Origin of the sequence: Marinobacter azerbaijanicus, assembly GCF_030250645.1 — a bacterium.
GTDB classification, from domain to species: domain Bacteria; phylum Pseudomonadota; class Gammaproteobacteria; order Pseudomonadales; family Oleiphilaceae; genus Marinobacter; species Marinobacter azerbaijanicus.
This window is the reverse complement of sequence record NZ_JASSVS010000025.1, coordinates 1-15,193: the sequence shown is the minus strand read 5'-3', so window position 1 is coordinate 15,193 and position 15,193 is coordinate 1. Positions and strand designations below refer to the sequence as shown.

At 63.5% G+C, this 15,193-nt stretch carries 18 protein-coding genes and 1 pseudogene; 8 read left to right on the top strand and 11 right to left on the bottom strand.

Annotation, left to right across the window (positions count from 1 at the left end; all coding sequences use genetic code 11):
* A partial coding sequence (locus QPM17_RS22615) for a DNA-binding protein (protein ID WP_285393994.1) occupies positions 1-867 on the top strand: 867 nt, incomplete at its 5' end.
* Between the two features lie 650 nt (positions 868-1,517).
* On the opposite strand, the gene QPM17_RS22610 is transcribed toward QPM17_RS22615, so the two are convergent.
* The 3 genes from QPM17_RS22610 to QPM17_RS22600 are packed head-to-tail and all read right to left on the bottom strand — an operon-like array spanning position 1,518 to position 3,447.
* Positions 1,518-2,504 carry a replication initiator protein A gene (locus QPM17_RS22610; protein ID WP_285393992.1) on the bottom strand — a complete coding sequence of 329 codons (987 nt, stop codon included), beginning with the start codon at positions 2,502-2,504 and terminating at the stop codon, positions 1,518-1,520.
* A 13-nt stretch (positions 2,505-2,517) separates the two neighbouring features.
* Complete coding sequence (locus tag QPM17_RS22605) at positions 2,518-2,763, bottom strand: ribbon-helix-helix protein, CopG family (RefSeq protein WP_285393990.1); 246 nt, start codon at positions 2,761-2,763, stop codon at positions 2,518-2,520.
* A 39-nt stretch (positions 2,764-2,802) separates the two neighbouring features.
* Positions 2,803-3,447 carry an AAA family ATPase gene (locus QPM17_RS22600; RefSeq protein WP_285393988.1) on the bottom strand — a complete coding sequence of 215 codons (645 nt, stop codon included), beginning with the start codon at positions 3,445-3,447 and terminating at the stop codon, positions 2,803-2,805.
* Positions 3,448-3,890: 443 nt separating this feature from the next.
* Here QPM17_RS22600 and QPM17_RS22590 point away from each other — a divergent pair, with 443 nt between their 5' ends.
* Both QPM17_RS22590 and QPM17_RS22585 read left to right on the top strand, forming a co-directional pair.
* Complete coding sequence (locus tag QPM17_RS22590) at positions 3,891-4,265, top strand: type II toxin-antitoxin system RelE/ParE family toxin (protein WP_285393986.1); 375 nt, start codon at positions 3,891-3,893, stop codon at positions 4,263-4,265.
* Complete coding sequence (locus QPM17_RS22585) at positions 4,258-4,575, top strand: helix-turn-helix domain-containing protein (RefSeq protein ID WP_285393984.1); 318 nt, start codon at positions 4,258-4,260, stop codon at positions 4,573-4,575. The genes QPM17_RS22590 and QPM17_RS22585 overlap by 8 nt, the downstream gene beginning before the upstream one ends.
* Here QPM17_RS22585 and QPM17_RS22580 read toward each other — a convergent pair.
* From QPM17_RS22580 to chrA, 3 genes are all read right to left on the bottom strand, one after another.
* Positions 4,572-5,246 (bottom strand): recombinase family protein, encoded by a 675-nt coding sequence (locus QPM17_RS22580; RefSeq protein ID WP_285393982.1) that lies wholly within the window; start codon positions 5,244-5,246, stop codon positions 4,572-4,574. The two genes, QPM17_RS22585 and QPM17_RS22580, sit on opposite strands and share 4 nt — an antisense overlap.
* Positions 5,247-5,335: 89 nt before the next feature.
* Positions 5,336-5,539 carry an antitoxin Xre/MbcA/ParS toxin-binding domain-containing protein gene (locus QPM17_RS22575; RefSeq protein WP_285393980.1) on the bottom strand — a complete coding sequence of 68 codons (204 nt, stop codon included), beginning with the start codon at positions 5,537-5,539 and terminating at the stop codon, positions 5,336-5,338.
* Positions 5,540-5,791: 252 nt separating this feature from the next.
* Entirely contained in the window at positions 5,792-7,168 is a 1,377-nt protein-coding gene (gene chrA, locus QPM17_RS22570; RefSeq protein ID WP_285393978.1) for a chromate efflux transporter, read from the bottom strand.
* An 82-nt stretch (positions 7,169-7,250) separates the two neighbouring features.
* On the opposite strand from chrA, the gene QPM17_RS22565 reads away from it, so the two are divergent.
* The gene (locus QPM17_RS22565) at positions 7,251-8,216 is read left to right on the top strand and encodes a chromate resistance protein ChrB domain-containing protein (RefSeq protein WP_285393976.1); all 966 of its coding nucleotides are present in this window, start codon (positions 7,251-7,253) and stop codon (positions 8,214-8,216) included.
* 99 nt (positions 8,217-8,315) lie between these two features.
* Here the strand turns inward: QPM17_RS22565 and QPM17_RS22560 are convergent, their stop codons facing one another.
* From QPM17_RS22560 to QPM17_RS22550, 3 genes are all read right to left on the bottom strand, one after another.
* Complete coding sequence (locus QPM17_RS22560; protein WP_285393975.1) at positions 8,316-9,113, bottom strand: hypothetical protein; 798 nt, start codon at positions 9,111-9,113, stop codon at positions 8,316-8,318.
* Between the two features lie 15 nt (positions 9,114-9,128).
* On the bottom strand, positions 9,129-9,821 hold the full coding sequence (locus tag QPM17_RS22555) for a HupE/UreJ family protein (protein ID WP_285393998.1): 693 nt from the start codon (positions 9,819-9,821) through the stop codon (positions 9,129-9,131).
* 94 nt (positions 9,822-9,915) lie between these two features.
* A complete protein-coding gene (locus QPM17_RS22550; protein ID WP_285393974.1) occupies positions 9,916-10,290 on the bottom strand; it encodes a hypothetical protein in 375 nt (124 codons plus the stop codon).
* 131 nt (positions 10,291-10,421) lie between these two features.
* Between QPM17_RS22550 and QPM17_RS22545 the strand changes: the two genes are divergently transcribed.
* Entirely contained in the window at positions 10,422-10,697 is a 276-nt protein-coding gene (locus QPM17_RS22545; RefSeq protein WP_119023275.1) for a metal-sensing transcriptional repressor, read from the top strand.
* Between the two features lie 67 nt (positions 10,698-10,764).
* On the opposite strand, the gene QPM17_RS22540 is transcribed toward QPM17_RS22545, so the two are convergent.
* On the bottom strand, positions 10,765-11,961 hold the full coding sequence (locus QPM17_RS22540) for an MFS transporter (RefSeq protein WP_285393972.1): 1,197 nt from the start codon (positions 11,959-11,961) through the stop codon (positions 10,765-10,767).
* Positions 11,962-12,276: 315 nt separating this feature from the next.
* Here QPM17_RS22540 and QPM17_RS23940 point away from each other — a divergent pair.
* Positions 12,277-12,417 (top strand): annotated as a pseudogene (locus QPM17_RS23940) (tetratricopeptide repeat protein); the annotation flags it as partial.
* Positions 12,418-12,774: 357 nt separating this feature from the next.
* On the opposite strand, the gene QPM17_RS22530 reads toward QPM17_RS23940, so the two are convergent.
* Positions 12,775-13,434 carry a hypothetical protein gene (locus QPM17_RS22530; RefSeq protein ID WP_285393971.1) on the bottom strand — a complete coding sequence of 220 codons (660 nt, stop codon included), beginning with the start codon at positions 13,432-13,434 and terminating at the stop codon, positions 12,775-12,777.
* Between the two features lie 1,271 nt (positions 13,435-14,705).
* Here QPM17_RS22530 and QPM17_RS22525 point away from each other — a divergent pair.
* Together QPM17_RS22525 and QPM17_RS22520 are read left to right on the top strand one after the other, a co-directional pair.
* Positions 14,706-14,858, top strand: coding sequence for a hypothetical protein (locus QPM17_RS22525; RefSeq protein ID WP_285393970.1), 153 nt, complete (start codon positions 14,706-14,708; stop codon positions 14,856-14,858).
* Positions 14,859-15,014: 156 nt separating this feature from the next.
* A partial coding sequence (locus tag QPM17_RS22520) for a DNA-binding protein (RefSeq protein WP_340367478.1) occupies positions 15,015-15,193 on the top strand: 179 nt, incomplete at its 3' end.

The window sequence follows — 15,193 nt, the reverse complement described above, 5'->3', positions numbered from 1 at the left end:
GGCGAGAAGCCCAGCATCCAGCGCATCCGCGAGCAGCTGGGCACCGGCAGCCCCAACACCATCCACCGCCACCTCAAAGCGTGGCGGGCCACCCAGGCGCCGGCCGAGCGCCGCGCCGCCCGCCTGCCGGACGAGCTGACCGCCGCGCTGGCCGAGGAGCTGGAACGCCAGGCCGCCGCGGCACGCGCCGAGGCCGAGGAGAACGCCCTGGAGGCACAGCACACCGCCGACGAGCTGGCCGCCACCGGCGAGCAGCTGGAGGAGCAGGTCGAGGAGTTGAGTGGCCGGGTGGAGGCCCTGGAGAGCGAGCGCGATCGCGTCACCGGCGAACGCGACGAGGCGCGCAGCGCCCTGGCCGAGTTCCGCGAGCGCGTTCGGGAGCTGGAGGCCCAGCGCGACGACGCCCGCCAGCAGCTGGCCGAGGCCCGCAACCGGGTGACGACCCTCGAGGAACAGCGTGACGAGGAGCGAGAGGCGCGCATCGCGGCACAACGCGAGGCCAAGCAGACCGATCAGGCCCGCATCGAAGCCGAACGCGCCCTGGCGGTGGCCGAGACCCGCACCGAGGCCGCCCAGCAGCAGGCCGAGGAGCGTGCCAAGGCGCTCCAGGAGGAGCGACAGGCCCGCCAACAGGACGCTCAGGGGCACCGCCAAGCCCTGGCCGAACAGCGCGACGAGTACCGGGAGCGCCTGGCCGCCCTGGAAAAGCAGCTCCAGGACGCCCATCAACGCGCCCAGGAGGCCGAAAAGGGGCGGACCAAGGCCGAGGTACAGGGTGAGGCCCTAGCGGCCCGTATGGAAGCCCTGGAGAGCCGCAAGGCAAAAAGTCAGGAGGAGGATCAGGGCCAGCTGCCGCTGGGGGAGTAGGCCGGGCCCTGGAGAGGCCCCATGGGCAGCGTCAGCGATAGGCTTTGCTGTGGTAGGCGATCCGCACCACCAGGATGTCGATCTCCGCCTCCTCGAGGCGGGCGATGATGCAGTAGCGCCACAGATCTTCGCTGTGGTCGTCGAGCGTGGATTGACCTCCTTCCTGCCAAACCTAGGCGCGTAGCGCCTTCGTTCCCGCACGAGGTGGGGGTACGGCCCACTGAGGCGTGTCACTTTAGCGGCCAGGCTGCGCCGTCCAGGGCGCGCAGCCGCGAAGCGGCTCGAGAGCGCCCGCAAGCCGCGCCTTTGGCGCGTCATCGTTCAGGCCCGCGTAGCGGGGGCGGAGCGAGGAACGAGCGGAGGGTAGGCGAGCGCGTAGCGCGTTAAAGATCTTTAGATCTTGGTTAAAGGCGCGCGCGCGTTACGGTTTCTGAAACCCAGAGCCCATGTGGGTTTGAAGGGTGGTTGCGTCCGTAAATGCACGAAGTGGGCGTCCGTGAAAGCACGTGGCAATCCACAACCAAGGCGTCCGTAAAAGCACGTGATAATCCACAGCAAGCGTCCGTGAAAGCACGTGCCAAAGCACAGCCAGGCCGTCCGTAAAAGCACGTGTCTTGCGTCCGTGAAAGCACGTGCCTAGATACCATGTTTCAGTTCGGCTCAGAGATACGCTTCAAAGGCTTGGCATGTATCAGGTCTGTCATCTGTGCTCTGCCCCCCTTCCCCCCTCGCGAGTAGAACGTCACAGCGTCGCCATCCTGATTGAAGGTCAAGCGATAGTCAGGCAATACATCAGCATCAGCCAGTCCCTTGATGGCTGCCCGAAATTTACGCAACGTGTCAGCGCTACCGCTCTTCTCATATAAAGCTTTGAGGCTAATACGCCAACGAGGCTGTTGCCCACAGTGCTTGCGGGCCAGCTCATAAATCCGTCTATCTAGAGGTTTGCGTAGCCGAAAGTAGTCTCGGCTTATGGTCAACACCTGAAGAGCCTGTACTGAACGCCATAACCATTCCGGGAGACGCACCTCAACAGCCACCATCCGATCGCCTGGACCACGCTCGATGACGCGCCACGAGTCAACCAGGCCAAAACCACGCCGCTCGCGGTAGCCGTCCACCTCGATGTTGGTTTCGATAGTGGTACTACGTAGCCTCGAAAGCGCATCTCCCATGCGCTGGTAGGCTCGCCCACTGGTGTCGCGGTTGGTTGTCACGAGAAAATCATAGGCCGTAAAGCGTACAACCGGCCCCACATCTTCACGGCCTCGGTTCATCGCCTCTACAAGTTGGCTGATGCAGTAGATCCACACGTCCTTATCATGAATCGTTGCACAGCCAGATTGACCTGGCATCACAGTTACAGTGATGCCATTGCGCGCGTAGGTACGCTTTCGTGTATCGCCCGACTTCAAAGCGAACAGCGGATGCTCCATGCTCCCGAGGTCGTCCTTAGGGCTCGCCTCCAGAATGTCTGCAATGAAGAAGTCGCGCTGAGCATGACGCTCAGGAGCCAGTGTGGAGCGCTTGCGCTTCGAACCCTTTCCGGTGTCTGGGAATAGGCGTGCAGAAGCTTCTTCCCAGGTTTCCCCAGCTCGGGCGTTCTCCTCGATGAATTTCTGGCGATCCTTGCTCATGCCCTGCCTCTGATCACTCTTTGATGAGGCCATGCTCAACAGCACGGTAAATTGCCATATTGATGATCGCGGCACGGGACTGGCCTAGCTCTGTGGCTAGCTCGTCTACTCGCTCCAACAGTGCTGGTGTGATCGTAAGGCTGATCTGTCGCTTATTTCCCTTCTTCACCCCCTTCTGTCGTGCTTCCGAATCAGGGGCACCAGAGATGAATGATTCCGCAGTCTGGGAAGGCTTAGCCTTCGGCTTTGTAATCGTCATAAGCAACACCTAAGATATCATTTAAATATCATATTAATATTAAAAAAGGGCTTTTTCAAGTGCGCTAAGCTCAGCAGTAGCCTTCTTATCCATCGGCTTCATCTCTTGCACTGACAGCCCTGCACCAGTCGCATTAGCAAACGCTTTGCGCCTGCGTATTGGCGTTGCTAGGTATTCGAACTGGGGGACATCGGCAACTGCTGCTGCCGCCTCATCATTGTCTACCGAGTTGCCGCCAGGATCAGCCAGGTTCAAAACAGCTACAGACCGCAAGCCATCCCTAACGCTACGAGCTTCATCTACTAGGGCTGCCATATCGCCTAGCGCCCATACGTCATAGGAGCGAGGTGCAAAAGGCACCAATAGAACATCACTCAATACCAGCGCCGCTCTCAGGGCCGTTGAGTCACGGCCACCGGCATCGATGATGATGTCATCGAATTTGGACGCCTGCTGCTGCACCTGGCTCCGCAATGTCGGCCCATCAGGATATGTCGCACAAGCTATACCAGGGCTCACCCCGTTCTCTGCACGAATACTGATAGCTGTCTGTGCCGTGCCTTGGCGATCACCATCGATCAGCCACACGTCCCGCCCGGCTAGGGCACGGGCAATCGCCAAGCTGACTGCAAGCGTGGTTTTGCCAACTCCACCCTTCGTGTTGCCTACAGTGATAATCATCATGGTCCTTTTTTAATATTAAAAACGTATCATAACTATATCCTAAGTGGAGCCTTTGTCAATACTCGAAATACCTTAAAGAGGTCTGAGTCAGAACAAGGTAGGGGGGAAGATGACACTAAGCTGTCTTGACCAAGCCTCACCCTCTCCAAGGAAGCAGTCAGCGGCACCTGCCTCCCTTGCCGCCACGGGCACGCACCGCCGCCAGGCCAGCCAAGGTCCGCTCTCGAATCAGGCTGTGCTCGAGCTCGGCCAACGCGCCGAAAGATGTGGCACCCCAACTTGCCACCAGCGCTGGTAGCGTCGATAGCCTCATGGGACAGAATGGCTGCACTGAACTCCCACCGACCATGCGAGCTGGTGAATGCAGGTCTCTTCGGTGACCTTGCCTAGGCATTCTCAAAAATGTCACACTAAGTGTTATACTTGGTCATGGCAGGATGCACGTGAGGATCTTCAAGAACGCCTGGTTCGAGCGCTTCGCCCGTAAGCAACGAATCGACGATGATGCGCTATGCGAAGCCATCCAGCGGGCCGAGCAAGGCCTGATAGATGCCGACCTTGGTAGCGGAGTCATCAAGCAGCGCGTCGCTCGCCCTGGCCAAGGCAAGTCCGGCGGGTATCGCACGATCATCCTGTACCGCCAGGAGAGCCGCGCCTTCTTCGTCTTCGGCTTCGCGAAAAGCCAACAGAGCAACATCAGCGACGAAGAGAAGGCCGCCTTCAAGCAAGCAGCACAGCACATTCTGTCGCTGTCTGATGAGCACCTGGCCTCGATGATCGAGAAGGGCCAATTTTCGGAGGTAGATGGCAATGGCTAAGCAGTACCGTAGTGACGCCCTCGCCGCGATCCATGAAACCATGGAGGCGCTGCACGAGGTCGGCGCCATCGACAAGCAGACCATGCGTGACTTCGATGGGACCTGCCTCACGCCGGTGAAGACCCTGTCTCCTGAGGAGATCCGTGCTCTGCGTGAGCGTGAACACTTGTCCCAGCCCGTGTTTGCCCGCTACCTCAACGTCAGCAAGAACCTGGTATCCGACTGGGAGCGCGGCGTGAAGCGACCTGGCGGTCCGGCATTGCGCTTGCTGACGCTGATCGAGAGGAACGGCATCCAGGCCGTCGCCTAAACCTTACGCCTCACGGCCGGTGCCTCCTGCCAGGACCGCTGCTCTCCCAGCTCGGAAGCATCCGGATCGCCTTCAGCCAGCAACTGCTCGAGCTTGGGATGGTTCACGGCCTTGGCCAGCCCTTCGCGCTCCAGGGAGGCATTCAGCGTCACCCGGCTGACGCCAAAGTGCTTGGCCACCTCAGCCTTGGTGATCTCGGGGTCGGCCAACAGCGCCGCCGCCTTGCGCACGTCTGCGGCTGACATGACCGGACGGCGTCCTCCCTTGCGACCGCGGGCTCGAGCCGCCGCCAGACCGGCCAGGGTCCGCTCCCGAATCAGACTGTGCTCGAACTCCGCCAGGGCACCGAAGATGTGGAACACCAGCTTGCCGCCGGCACTGGTGGTGTCGATCGCCTCGGTCAGCGACCGGAAGCCCACGCCGCGCTCGTTCAGCTCGTGGATCAGCTCCACCAGGTCCTTGAGCGAGCGGGCCAGCCGGTCGAGCTTCCACACCACCAGGGTGTCGCCGGAGCGCAGAGTACGTAAGCAGGCTTGGAGCTCGGGACGCTCCCGCTTGGTACCGGTGACACGCTCCTCGAAGACCTGCTCACAGCCAGCCTCCTCGAGGGCGTCACGCTGTAGTTGGGGGTTCTGGTCCTGGGTGCTGACGCGGGCGTAGCCGATGATCATGCGTTACCTCTCCGAGTGGCCGTATCGTCTTCGTGGTCTCTTCTCGTAGCCCCAAGTTCAGCCATGGCATCACCAGGATCAGGCTCGGATCAGGTGAACACCCCATGCTCGAGACGGCCGATCAGGTCCAGCACCTGTTGAGGATCCGTTTCCATGACATCGATAGGGCGCCTCCCTCCTAGCCCCACGGCCTCTTGGTGCAGCCAGTGGTCCGCTGCTGCGCGGTTGCCTTCAAACAGCTCAATAGCTGCCCGCCAGGCATCAGCGGCACTGCATCCTTTCCGCTCGACCATAACAGCCTCCACTCACAGAAGGAAAACCTTGGTTTTCTTTACATCATGACGTCGTGTTGGCAACGAGGCCAGGGGGGGAGACCCAGTGAAGCTAGGAGACTCAGGAAGGGGCGCGGTTGCTGGCTGCTATCACCTAACCGCTGGCAGGCTGGATGGGGGCGTGCCCCCACACACATCTCCACCACCATTCCGGATGGCCGGCATCGGCACGTCTTCGTGATCGACGGCCATCATGTGAGATGGCCGTCGTGACTAGAAGACAACCAGGGACGCTAGCACGCCAAGTAGCGCACAGCTTCCGAGCACCTTGAGCATGCCGATCTTGAATCTAAAGATGGCGATCAGGGCACCGGCGGCGAGCAGCAGAGCCAGCAGGTCCACCGAGGCTAGGTTCGGGATCAGCAGGCGAGCCCCCAGGGCGTGTCGCTCCTCGACCTCGGCGAAGATCACGTGGATACCGAACCAGATCGCCAGGTTGAGGATCACACCGACCACCGCCGCCGTGATGGCGGACAGCGCCGCGCTCAGGGCCCGGTTGTCGCGCAAGCGCTCCACGTAGGGCGCGCCGAGGAAGATCCACAGGAAGCAAGGCACGAAGGTCACCCAAGTGGTGAGCACTGCCGCGAGCGTCGCTGCCACCATGGGATCGAGCCCGGTGGCTTCGCGGAAGGCGCCCATGAAACCGACGAACTGCACCACCTGAATCAGCGGCCCTGGGGTGGTCTCGGCCATCCCCAGGCCATCGAGCATCTCACCGGGGGCCAGCCAACCGTAGTTCTGGACCGCCTCCTGGGTCACGTAGCCGAGCACGGCATAGGCACCGCCGAAAGTCGCCACCGCCATCTTGCTGAAGAAGGTGGCGATCTGGCTGAACACGTTTTCACCACCCAATGTGACCAGCAACAGTACGACCGGCGTCAACCACAGCAGCAGGAGAGTTGCCGAGATACGCAGTGACCAACTGCGGTTGGGCCGCGCATGGTCCGGTAACCCCTCACCGAGCAGCGAGTCGCGGTCGCTGAGGCCCTGGTCGCTACCATCGCCATGACCACCGCCTACCTGAAACGCCGTCACGCCGCGCTTGCCGCCCCAGTAACCCAGCAGGGCCGCACTCAGGATGATCAGCGGAAAGGCGATATCAAAGAAGAAGATCGCCACGAAGGCCGCCGCCGCGAGGCCCAACATGATCCGATTCTTGAGCGCCCGTTTGCCGATTCTCACCACCGCATTGAGCACCACCGCCAGCACGGCGGCCTTCAGGCCGAAGAACAGCCCTTCCACCAGCCCCACGTTGCCCAGCGCCGCATATAGATAGCTCAGCGCGAGGATAGCGATGAAGCCGGGCAGTACGAACAGGCAGCCGGCGACCAGGCCGCCCTTGGTACGGTGCATCAGCCAGCCGATGTAGATCGCCAGCTGTTGAGCCTCTGGCCCCGGCAGCATCATGCAGTAGTTGAGGGCGTGCAGGAAACGCCGCTCGCCGATCCATTTCTTTTCCTCGACCAGGATGCGATGCATCACCGCGATCTGGCCGGCGGGGCCGCCGAAGCTGAGCATGGCCACGCGTAGCCAGACCATCACGGCCTCGCGAAAGGGAACCTGATGGGGCGTTTCGTTGACGGGGGGCATGTACACTCTCACGAAGACGGTGGCTACATAATTTTGTAGAGCGTATAACACACATGTTACGCGTACAACGATGATGGATGGCATGGTAGACGACGAAAGACGCTGGCTGATACTGGCCATGAGCCTCAGCGGGAATGCGAGTAGCGCTCGCATGCGGATCTGGCGGGCCCTGCGCAGCATGGGCGCGGCCGTACTGCGTGACGGTGTCTACCTGTTGCCAGCAAGCCCATCGCGATACCAGGCACTACAACACCAAGCCGCCGACATCCAGGCACTAGGGGGGAAGTCCCTGCTGCTCGAGGTAGACGATACGAGCATCGAGACAACGGAGGTGTTGCCCGCCCTCTTCGACCGGGATGCGGAGTATCAGGAGTTACTCGAGGCAGTCGCCAAGTGGCAGCAGGCGTGTCCCAGCCTAGAGGCGCGAGAGGCGCAGCGCGGACTTCTTCAGCTGCAGCGGCGCTTTCAGGCGATCGTCGAGATCGACTTCTTTCCGGGAGCAGGCAGAGCGCGAGCCGTCGCGGCCCTGGCAGACGCCGAGGCCATCTATAACCGCTGTTTCGTACCCGATGAGCCCAAGCCCACCCGGGCCGAGATTGCCTGTCTGGAGCGAAGCGCATTTCGCGGCCGACTATGGGCCACCCGTCGTCACCTGTGGGTGGATCGTGTGGCCTCGGCCTGGTTGATTCAGCGCTTCATCGACCCCGAGGCGCGCTTCGTTTGGCTGGAAAGCCCGACTCAGTGTCCGCCGGAAGCGTTGGGGTTCGATTTCGACGGTGCGGCCTTCACCCATGTCGACGACAAGGTCACCTTCGAAGTGCTGCTGGCGAGTTTCGGGCTGGTGGCGGATCCCGCGTTGGTCAGGCTCGGGGAACTGGTGCACTACCTGGACGTCGGTGGTGCTCCCGTACCCGAGGCGGCGGGGCTGAGGCTGATGTTGAGCGGCGCCCGGGAGCGCTGTGCGGATGATGATGCCCTGCTTGCTCATGTGGGCGTGTTGTTGGACGACGTATACCAAGCCTTCGTAAGTGTTGATGGCAGCACTTGAGAATAAGCTGTTGCTGGCTTTTCGATAATTCCAAAGGCCCAAAGCGACATCATCGCCCCGGCCGTCTTCCTTGGCCGGGGCGATGAGGGCAGTGCCGGCTTACAGCATACGCTTCAGCTCCCCGTAGTCACCGTCGATGCGCAGTACCACGGTCACCTCGTTGTCGTTGCGGTTGCGGAAGAACCAGCCGTGGTTCCCGGTGAAGGCCGCTTCAAGCTCGCCCTCGTCCTCGGGCACACCCCGGCCCTTCTCGTAGCTGATCGAGTTGCCGTTGCCGTCACCGTGGGTGTCGAAGTTGAGCGGTCCTCCCTCGGAGATCCAGGCAAACCTCGCGATGGCCCCCTCCTCCATGGTCAGCTTGTACTCGGTGCCTTCACCCGGGGCCAGGGCGAAGCTGACCTCGTCACGCCAGGTGGCTGACCCGTTCGCCTCCGGTGCCTGCTCCTGAGTGGAGGTGGCGTCCGCTATCGACTGGCCGGCCTCGGGTTGCGATTCATCCTGAGCGGGCTCGGAAGAGGCCACCGGGTCAGCCGCGCCGCTGGAGGTTGAGGCGGTCGCCGGCTGCTCGGTGGTGGTCTCGAGCGAGGCATCGGCGGCGGCCTGGTTCTCCGCCGAGGTCTGAGCCTGCTGCTCCGCCACGGTCGGCGATGCCTCGTCCGTGGCGGCCTGTGTCGCCGCCCGATCGAGCTCGGCCTCCTCGACCAACTGCAGCTTGATTTCCCCCATCTCGGTCAGGCCCAGCAGGCGCCCCGCGCCGGTGGGATCGATGGCGTACTCTGCCGGCAGCACCACGGTCACCAGCAGGGCGACGGCCACCACGGCGGCCACCAGGGTGGAACGGATCAGCTTGCCGGTCGTGGGCAGCTCGGCACGGGTGGGTAGATCGGTGTTGTACATCGGAGACTCCCTGAATCAGGCGACGAAATAGCCGGTGAGCTGGTAACCGACCAGCATGAAACCGGCGCACATCATGGCGACGTTGGCGGTGTAGGCGTGGCGCAGGAAACCGGCGGTGCGCCGCCAGAAGCCCATGACGATGAGGATGGCGCTCAGGGCCAGCAGCTGGCCGACCTCCACCCCGACGTTGAATGCCAGCAGGTTGGGCACCAGGCCGTCAGGCGAGATCTCGTACTCGATGATCTTGCTCGACAGGCCGAAACCGTGAAACAGGCCAAAGATCAGCGTCGCCGCCTTGGTATTGGGCTGAACGCCGAACCAGCGCTGGTAGGCGCCGATGTTATCCAGCGCCTTGTAGACGACGGAGAGCCCGATGATGGCATCGATGAGGTAGCTGTTGATGCCGATGTTGAAGTAGACCCCCAGCAGCATGGTCGTGGAGTGACCAATGGCGAAGAGGCTGACGTAGATGGCGATGTGCTGCATCCGATAGAGGAAGAAGATCACCCCCAACAGAAACAGGATGTGGTCGTACCCGGTCACCATGTGCTTGGCACCGAGGTAGACGAACGAGATCAGGTGAACGCCATAGATCTCCTGGATATACCCCTTGTCGCCTTCGGCAACGGCGTGGGCAAGGGCATCACCGCTGGCCCCCAGGAGCAGTACCAGCAGTGTGAGAAGGGTCAGGGCGTGGCGTCGCGCCATTGCAGGCAGGCCGAACGCACCCCCTATTCGGGATGGCAACATGAAACCTCCACGGTTCTTTCATTAGAGTCAGCCGTCCGGTGGACGGCCCCGGTCACCCAGCGATGACCGGCCGTGGAGGGCGCTCCAGGCGATAGACGCGGCGCAGCGGGACGCCGTGCCGGGCGACCGTCCGCGGGGCATCACGAAACCCCGGCGCCAGGCTGACACCCGTGCCGAGGCGATCCGCTGTCTCGTGGAAGTGGCTGCCGCTGTCGTGGTGAAGATGGCGGCCGTCCCCGTGGTCATGCTCATGGACATGGGAGTGCCCATGGCTGTCCTGTTCCGCCTCCTGCTGCGCCGCCTCGCTCGCTGCCACGCCCAGCGGCCCATGGGCCCGCGCCTCGCCGGCACTGGTCAGGCCCAGGCCGGGCACGAACAGCAGCAGCAGGATCAGGTAGCCGAGGCGATGGCGCAGCCGGTGGAGCATCGAAAGCCAACCAGGATGAGGGCGGAAACCGGGAACGCAGGTGCCAGGCTGCGACGGGCGGCATTGGCACGCTGCCGGCAGGAGCTTACCATCCTCCCCATGGGGATAGGAACAACGACAGGGAGCCCAAGATGCCACCACATGCCCACGAGAGCCACCCTGCCATCATCAAGCGGCTCAACCGCGCCCGGGGCCACCTGCAGAGCGTTACCCAGATGATCGAGGAGGGTCGCCCCTGCCTCGATATCGCCCAGCAGCTGCATGCCGTGGAGAAGGCCATCCAGCAGGCCAAGCGGACCCTGGTGCAGGATCACATCGACCACTGCCTGGACGAGGCCATTGGTGCCAGGACGGAAGGCCAGCAGGCTCAAATCGAGGACTTCAAGGCCATCGTCCGCTACCTGTAGCGGCGTGGCTGGCCCCACCGGCTCCACCCGCCTTTCCACCTTCGATGACAAGGCATGCCTCGCATGCTCAGGCGCATGCTTCTGTCGTTTCCGTCGGCCACAGACGCGCGGCCAGCAGGGTGGCGGCCAGGGCCAGGGTGGCCAGGACCGCGAAGGCGGACATCATGCCCAGGGCGCTTCCCAGCCAGCCGGCCAGCGGATAGGCCACCAGCCAGCAGGCGTGGGAGAGCGAGAACTGGGCGGCGAACAACGCCGGGCGCTCCTCGGCCCGGCAGGACTGCTTGAGCAGCCGGCCGGTGGGCGTCATCACCATCGAGGCCCCGGCACCCAGCACGAACCACAGCAGCAGCAGCACCGCAAAGCCCGGCGCCGTCAGCCCCGCCACCAGACTCGCACTCATCAGCAGGCCGCCCGCCAGCATCACCGGCCGCTGGTCCAGGCGTTCCAGCAGCCTGGGCAAGGTGAGGGCGACGACCATCGACCCGCCCCCCGCCGCCGCGAAGGCGATCGCCACCTGGGTCTCCCCCAGGCCCAGCCCATGGCGCACGTAGACCACCGTGTTGACGATCTGCATGGCGCCGGCCGCGGCCACCGCCATGTTGAGGGCGAGCAGCCCGCGCAGCCGCGGGGTGCCGAGATAGCGGCTCATGCCCTGGGTCAGCCTGGCCCAGACACCGCCGCCTGCCGTCTGCGGATGCGGCGAGGGCAGCGACACGCTGACCACCAGCAGCGCCGAGAGCAGGAAGGCCGCCGCATTCAACACGAACAGCAGGTTGAAGGACATTACTACCAGCAGCAGGGCGGCGAGCAGCGGGCTCAGCAGGTTCTCCAGGTCATAGGCCAGGCGCGACAGTGAGAGCGCCTTCGTATAGCGGCGCTCGTCCTCGAAGATATCGGGGATCGTGGCCTGGAACACCGGCGTGAAGCCCGCCGAGCAGGCGTTGAGCAGGAAGATCAGCAGGTAGATCTGCCACACTGCGGTGACGAACGGCAGGCTCACCACCACCCCGGCGCGCAGCAGGTCGAGGGTGACCAGCAGGGCCCGTCGCGGCAGCCGGGTGGCATAGGCGCCGACCACCGGGGCGATGCCCACGTAGGCGATCATCTTGATCGCCAGTGCCGTACCCAGTACCTCGCCGGCGCGCTCCCCGGCCAGCTCGCTGGCGAGCAGCGCCAGGCCGACCGTGGTCAGCCCGGTGCCGATCAGGGCGATGACCTGCGCGGAAAACAGGTGGCGATAGCGACGATCCCGAAACAGCTCCATACCGCTCCTCTTGTTGACGCGGGGTGACCCGAGGCCACCAAGCATGTCAATTCATATCCCCCCCAGGGGGATATAGGAAGCCTAGCGACTGCCGACCAGGAGGACAATTGATGTTGGGCAACTCATGAAGAGATCGCGCATCATGCAGAGAGGGCAACAACGCCATACCGGGCACGACACAAGGAGTGGTGCATGAAGACACTGTATCGAGCCGCCACCTCCCTGCTGGCGGTCACCGCGCTTTCAGGTTGTGCGGTCTACGCCGATGGCTACGGGTATGGAAACGGGTATCCGGGGTACGAACGCAGCCAGGGTGTACCAAGCGGCCACCTGCCACCCCCCGGGGAGTGCCGGATCTGGTACCCAGACCGGCCGGAGGGCCAGCAGCCACCGCCCGGCGACTGCAATGAGCTCCGTTACCAGGTCCCGCCCGGGGCGCGGCTCATTCGTGGCTGACAGCAGAAAGAAAACATACCTTTTCTTTCCACAGAAAGATTTACGCAATTTCTTTACGCAAAACCGCCCCTCCAGAGCCTCCTGGAGGGGCGGTCATCGCGCGTAAAGAAAACGACCGGTCCCTGAACGGCCTCGACGGGCCTTCGGTGCAGCATCCCCACCGGTGCTCAGGAGATGATCGCTCGGCCCTGTGCAGCAAGGTATTGCTCCCCCTTTGGGGGCCAGGGCGGCCTCGAGGGGCCATCGGTGCAGCGTTCCCACCGGTTCCAGGACGGCCTCGCGGGGCCAACGGTGCAACGTTCCCACCGGTCCCTGAACGGCCTCGACGGGCCTTCGGTGCAGCATTCCCACCGCCCCTTATTCGTGCTTGATCCGGCGCACATAGGGCGGCAGCCGGGGCGTCGCCGGCAACGGCTCGGCCTTGTGCCGCACGCGCTTCCAGTCGCTCTTCAGCAGCCGGATCAGGCCGTGTGCATCCTGCCTCACCCCACGGAATCCCGGCAGCTTGCGAAGACTGTAGACCGCCTGTCGCACCTGTAGGTGGCGAGTGTCGCGATTCGGCTGCCGCACCGCCTCTCGGAGGCGCGCCTGCCATTCCGTTCGACGCGCCTCCACCATCCGCCAGGTCCAGCGGTCATCCAGCCGAACCAGCTCGTAATCCTCCCGCCACACCTCGGGGCACCAGTACGGATTCGGCATGGTGATCCGCACTTCTCGAGCGTCCCTCAGCGCCTCGTAGTGCTGCGCCGGATGGTCATCATCGACCAGCAGCCACCACACCGCATGGGGCTGACGCGGCGGCAGATAGACCACCAGGAAGCCATTGCCGGCGCCATGTCGACGACGACGACGACGCTCATGACGGTCGGCGGCTGTGCCATATCGCGCAGCAAACTTGGCCGTCAGACGGGCGGCCTTCTCCCGCGGCACCACCCCCGCGGTCCACCTGACGTAGCCACGGCGGACCAGATCCTGGACGCGCTGCATGGCCGCGCTCTTGTAACGCATCGATCCCATGTGACCTCCCGGTGAGCTGACACGGGGAGGTAGGGCGACCGGTGACACCATGGGCATGAATAACATGATTAATGGCGCGGAGAGCACGCATATAAAAGATTCCAGGGCGCGCCGCCCGCTGCTGTCACCTCGGCCCCTAGCTATCGGCGAGTGCCAAACCTCGGGGTGTGCCAGCCCCTCACGCGAGGGGCTGCCACCCCCTTGTTTGCTGCTGGTCGTGGGTGCCTCCCACGACCAACTCGCCGTCGCGCAGTGCGGGTAATTCCGCTCGCTGCGAGGCAACGGGCGCTCGAGGCTGAAATGCCTCGTTCGACCCAATCTGGCCCTTGCCAGGATTGGGCGACACGGACACGGGCAGCCGGGTAACCGGAGCTGACCCTGTCACGGCGTGAAAGTGGGTGAGAGCCCCACCTGTGGGCGGCGGGCGACCGTCGAACGCATGCCGAACCTGTGGGCGCGGCGCTGGGGGAAACCCCAGCGGGCCAGACAGCCGAAAGGACTGGTCTGGCGGCACCAGGAGGCGCAAGCCGCCTGGGTCGACGAATAGCTCAAGCAGGTAACGGCGCCCCGCGAGGGTGCTGTTCGGAGTGTCATACAGCCATGCTCTTCGGGAGCTGGCCATGGGCGATGAAGTGACGATGGAGTAAGGGAGCCGTTTTGGAATCTTGGGCCCCTGAAAACCGGTAAGCCGGCGAGGTGCATAGCACTAGTAATCATCGTGACGGAGCACAGTGGCGGTGTGGCACGCAGTAGCACGTGACTAACGTGGGAAACCCTACGGCCGAGGAACCGGGTGGCACCGGTGAGGCTAAGGGTGGGAGCGGCGTTGAGTAGTGTCTGAGCTGACGGGCGATATGGCCGAAGCCCTCAGCGAGATCCTGGGCGACCAGGGCACACGAAAGATGCCAGCGAGTGTGGGAGGGGCACTCCTCCCTCGCAGCAAGCAAGACGGCAACATCGACGACGACCGGTACCGCGGGTGGCACCGCGGACGCCGGATGGAGTTTGACCAGGGTGGCACCTGGTGTTCGTTAACCGACCATCGCACCGCGCAAGACCGGCCGTGCGATCCATGTAACCAAGGAGGTATTTGACCCTTCAATGCCCGTTTGGGCATCTTCCCGCCCCCTCCACGGAGGGGGCACCCTGCGCCCACCTGGGCGCTTCCCAGCCCCTCTTCGGAGGGGCTTTCTCGTGGCGCTCTCAGCCATGCCACCCACGCCGGGGATGCTAGGCTAGGGGCAAACCGCCCATCGCCCGAGGAGACGCCCATGACCGCCTTCAGCTGGATGATCGTGGCCTTCGCCGTGTTCATGGCCGGCGTGTGCCTGTTCACCTACGTGCAGATCGAGCGCAACGCCCACCAGACCCGCCAGCGGCGCCTGGCTCACGAGCAGGACGCCCAGGGCCAGCCAACGCCCTGACGCCGACCCACGCTCCCATCAGGCGAGCTCGCCGACCCGCAAACCCCGCTACGGCGGGGTTTTTCGTGCCTGGCCACCGGCGATACGCCCCGCTGCCGGGATATTTCGTACCATACTCATATTTCGTATTGTATTTTGTACCGTATATCATATAATATGAAATACGTTATACGATACAGCCGAGAGGGATACGATATGGCACGCACCGGGATCACCTACGAGCAGGTCGCCACCGTCGCCGACGCCCTGGTGGGACAGGGCGAGAAGCCCAGCATCCAGCGCATCCGCGAGCAGCTGGGCACCGGCAGCCCCAACACCATCCACCGCCACCTCAA